This is a genomic window from Bradyrhizobium sp. (assembly GCF_049586575.1).
In the GTDB taxonomy this organism is placed as follows: Bacteria; Pseudomonadota; Alphaproteobacteria; order Rhizobiales; family Xanthobacteraceae; genus Bradyrhizobium.
On the sequence record NZ_JBAVCF010000694.1, the window covers coordinates 1 to 4,060 of the forward strand.

Sequence of the window (4,060 nt, forward strand, 5' to 3'; positions counted from 1 at the left end):
GTTTGCTAGTGTCCTATCGATTCCGAAGTTCGTAAACGAGGGGCCGCACAATGATACGAACTTTGGAATCGAGACACTAGTGGAGTGGATTTGACATTCGCTACCCACCTGGCCGCGAGTTCGTCAAGCAAATGTCAAATCCAAAACTCCTCTAGAAACTTATATTTGCTAGTGGTCCTTTTGATTCTAACATTCGCAAAAGTGGCCACTGAGACGGGATGCGAATGTTAGAATCGGACCACTAGTACGTTTCGGAAAGCCGCCATGCCCATTCTGCTCGACACCACCAGCCCCGATTTCGCGGCAGCGTTCCGCGCATTCCTGGCGATGAAGCGTGAGGTGGCCGCCGATGTCGAGGCGGCCAGCCGGCGCATTGTCGATGATGTCGCTGCCCGTGGCGATGCGGCGCTGATCGAAGCGACGCAAAAGTTCGACCGGCTCGACATCGATGCCGCGCGCCTGCGGATCAGTGCCGACGAAATCCAGCAGGCGGTGAAGGCCTGCGACCGCGAGACGATGGCCGCGCTTGAATTGGCGCGTGACCGGATCGAGAGTTTCCACCGCCGGCAATTGCCCAGGGACGAACGCTTCACTGACGCGCTTGGCGTCGAACTCGGCTGGCGATGGAGCGCCATCGAATCGGTCGGCCTCTATGTGCCCGGCGGCACCGCCGCCTATCCGTCGTCGGTGTTGATGAACGCGGTGCCGGCGAAGGTGGCTGGCGTCGGCCGCATGGTGATGGTGGTGCCGTCTCCGGACGGCAAGCTCAATCCGCTGGTGCTGGCGGCGGCAAATCTCGCCGGGGTGTCCGAAATCTACCGCGTTGGCGGTGCGCAGGCGGTGGCGGCGCTGGCCTATGGCACGGCGACCATCGCGCCGGTCGCCAAGGTCGTCGGGCCCGGCAATGCCTATGTCGCCGCCGCCAAGAGGCTGGTGTTCGGCAAGGTCGGCATCGACATGATCGCGGGCCCCTCGGAGGTGCTGGTGATCGCCGACCATACTGCGAATGCGGCGTGGATCGCCGCCGATCTGCTGGCGCAGGCCGAGCATGACGCCAACGCGCAATCGATCCTGATCACCAACGACGCTGCGCTCGCCGCCGACGTCGCCCGCGCGGTCGAAACGCAATTGTCGCCGCTGCCGCGTGCGGAGATCGCGCGCGCCTCGTGGCGGGATTTCGGAGCCATCATTCGGGTGAAGACCATCGATGAGTCGGTTGCGTTGGCAGACGCTCTGGCTGCCGAGCACCTGGAAATCATGACCGCCGACCCGGAAGCGCTCGCATCGAAAATCCGCAATGCCGGTGCCATCTTCCTCGGGCCGCACACGCCTGAAGCGATCGGCGATTATGTCGGCGGCTCCAACCATGTGCTGCCGACCGCGCGCTCGGCGCGATTTTCATCGGGACTTGGCGTCCTCGACTTCATGAAGCGGACGTCGGTGCTCAAATGCGGGCCCGACCAGCTGCGCCAGCTTGGCCCGGCGGCCATGACGCTCGGCAAGGCCGAGGGTCTCGATGCCCATTCGCGTTCCGTCGGAATACGTCTCAACCTGCCATGACCCAGCCGCCGCCAGGAGACGATTCGAAAAATCGCATTGTCGCTGTCACGCTCGACGAGGAATCGATCGGCCGTTCCGGTCCCGATATCGAGCATGAGCGCGCAATCGCGATCTACGATTTGATCGAGCAGAACCTGTTCGCGCCTGAAGGCGTCGAGGACGGACCCTTTACGCTCAATCTCAGCATCACCGGCAATCGCCTCGCCTTCGACATCCGCCGCGGGGATGGCTCGCCGGTGGTGGCGCATCTGCTCTCGCTGACGCCGTTTCGGCGAATCGTGAAAGACTATTTCATGATTTGCGACAGCTACTATCAGGCGATCCGTACCGCGACGCCGGACCGGATCGAAGCGATCGACATGGGCCGCCGCGGTATCCATGACGAAGGATCGCGCACATTGCAGGAGCGGCTGAAGGGCAAGGTGCGGGTCGATTTCGAAACCGCGCGCCGCCTGTTCACGCTGATCTGCGTCCTGCACTGGAAGGGTTGAGCCGCATGATCCCGGGCACGGTGATGCGCCAACCGAAAAAACCCTGATGGCGGCGCCACTCTTGCGTGCTCCGCAGGCTGTGCTGTTTGCCTGCGCGTTCAACAGCGTGCGTTCTCCGATGGCGCAAAGCCTGCTTCAGCAGATGTTTCCGCAGGCGCTCTACGTCCGGTCCGCCGGCGTGAGAAAGGGCGAGCTCGATCCGTTCGCGGTCGCGGTGATGGCCGAACTCGGCCAGGATATCTCCCACCACCGGCCGATGACGTTCGAGGAACTGGATGACTGGGAAGGACTCAACTTCGACCTCATCATCACGCTGTCGCCGGAGGCGCACCACAAGGCGCTCGACCTGACGCGGACGCTCGCGGCCGATGTCGAATACTGGCCGACGCCGGACCCGACCGCCGTCGAGGGAAGCCGCGATCAGAAGCTCGATGCCTATCGCGAGGTCTGCGACGGCTTGCTATTGCGCATCCGCAAGCGCTTTTCCAGGGTCGCTGCCGCCAGCGGCTGAGGAAGCAGCCGTAAGGCGGTTCCTGAAGGAAGCCGATGTTGCGGCTTCGTGACGGCCGGATATCAGCGCTTTTTCCCCAAGCACAGCGGGCATTTAGCGGGCGCGCTGTTTGTCGTGCCGGTAACGAATGCATGGTTGTCTCAGCGTGTGCCTTCCGATAGGTTCCGCGCGCATCCTGGTGCCCACTTTCCGAAGTCCGTGTTACCTCTCAGCACGACCTTTTCACGGACTTCGGAAAGCTATGGGCACTAGCAAACTTATTGATTCTAGTGCCGCTTTTCTATTTGAAGTTCCTGAACAGAACTCGCCGCTTGTAGTGCAGGAACTTCAAATAGGCGGCACTAGGCCCTAAATCCCTCCCGCCGACTTAATCTCCATGCTTGGCCGTCCCAAACTGGTTCTCGCTTCAGGTTCGCCGCGCCGTCTTAGCCTGCTCAATCAGGCCGGCATCGAGCCCGATGCGCTGCGTCCCGCCGATGTCGATGAAACTCCAAGGCGCGGCGAGCTGCCGCGCGCCTGCGCCAACCGGCTCGCCCGCGCCAAGGCCGACGCCGCGCTCAAATCGGTGCAGCTCGACGATGAACTGCGCGGCTCCTTCATTCTCGCCGCCGACACCGTGGTTGCGGTTGGCCGCCGCATTCTCCCCAAGGCCAATCTGGTCGACGAAGCCGCGCAATGCTTGCGGCTGTTGTCGGGCCGCAATCATCGCGTCTACACCGCGATTTGCCTGGTGACGCCGAGAGAGGCGTTTCGCCAGCGCCTGATCGAGAGCCGCGTGCGTTTCAAGCGGCTGTCCGAAGACGACATCCAGGCCTATATCGGCTCCGGCGAATGGCGCGGCAAAGCCGGCGGCTACGCCGTGCAGGGCATCGCGGGCTCGTTCGTGGTCAAGATGGTCGGTTCCTACACCAATGTCGTCGGGCTACCGCTCTATGAATCGGTGACGCTGCTTGGCGGCGAGGGTTTTCCGATTCGCTTCGGCTGGCTGAATGCGAGCTAGGCGGCCAACGAAGGCGTCGTCCGGCACCGCGCCGGCAAAGCCATGCCCGATTTGCGGCAAGCCTTCGACCGCAGCCGCCAAGCCTTTCTGCTCGGACCGCTGCAGGGATGTCGACCTCAACCGATGGCTCTCGGGCTCCTATGCGATTCCGGGCCGGACCAATGAGGACGAAGACGCGGACTGATATTTCTTCATTATTTTCAATTTTTTCAACAGGTTGCGTGGTGGCCCGTCGCCGCTCGTCGCGCTCTGCCGAAAATGCTTTGCGATCAGCTTGACGCGCGACCGCGCCACGCGAAGTGCTTCCTGCTTCGCCCTTTGGGCTACGCCGGACGGGAAGGCGGAGCGTGGTGGACAGGACAGGTTGTCCTGACTATAAACCGCCGCTCCCTCAAGCCGCTTCGCTGGTCTTTAAGGGAACGCCCAGGTAGCTCAGTTGGTAGAGCATGCGACTGAAAATCGCAGTGTCGGTGGTTCGATCCCGCCCCTGGGCACCAT

At 62.4% G+C, this 4,060-nt stretch carries 5 protein-coding genes and 1 tRNA gene; all 6 read left to right on the forward strand.

All coding sequences use genetic code 11. The features are described 5' to 3' along the window. The first annotated feature begins 264 nt into the window (after positions 1–264). Complete coding sequence (gene hisD, locus WB528_RS25360) at positions 265–1,560, forward strand: histidinol dehydrogenase (protein ID WP_423891872.1); 1,296 nt, start codon at positions 265–267, stop codon at positions 1,558–1,560. After that, positions 1,557–2,051 carry a UPF0262 family protein gene (locus WB528_RS25365; RefSeq protein ID WP_423891874.1) on the forward strand — a complete coding sequence of 165 codons (495 nt, stop codon included), beginning with the start codon at positions 1,557–1,559 and terminating at the stop codon, positions 2,049–2,051. Before hisD ends, WB528_RS25365 begins: the two co-directional genes overlap by 4 nt. Before the next feature lie 46 nt (positions 2,052–2,097). Then, complete coding sequence (locus WB528_RS25370; protein ID WP_423891876.1) at positions 2,098–2,562, forward strand: low molecular weight phosphatase family protein; 465 nt, start codon at positions 2,098–2,100, stop codon at positions 2,560–2,562. A gap of 376 nt (positions 2,563–2,938) precedes the next feature. Continuing rightward, complete coding sequence (locus tag WB528_RS25375) at positions 2,939–3,562, forward strand: Maf-like protein (protein ID WP_423891877.1); 624 nt, start codon at positions 2,939–2,941, stop codon at positions 3,560–3,562. After that, positions 3,552–3,746 (forward strand): DNA gyrase inhibitor YacG, encoded by a 195-nt coding sequence (gene yacG, locus WB528_RS25380; RefSeq protein WP_423891879.1) that lies wholly within the window; start codon positions 3,552–3,554, stop codon positions 3,744–3,746. Before WB528_RS25375 ends, yacG begins: the two co-directional genes overlap by 11 nt. Positions 3,747–3,983: 237 nt before the next feature. Further along, positions 3,984–4,059 (forward strand) — tRNA-Phe (locus WB528_RS25385). Position 4,060: the final 1 nt, after the last annotated feature.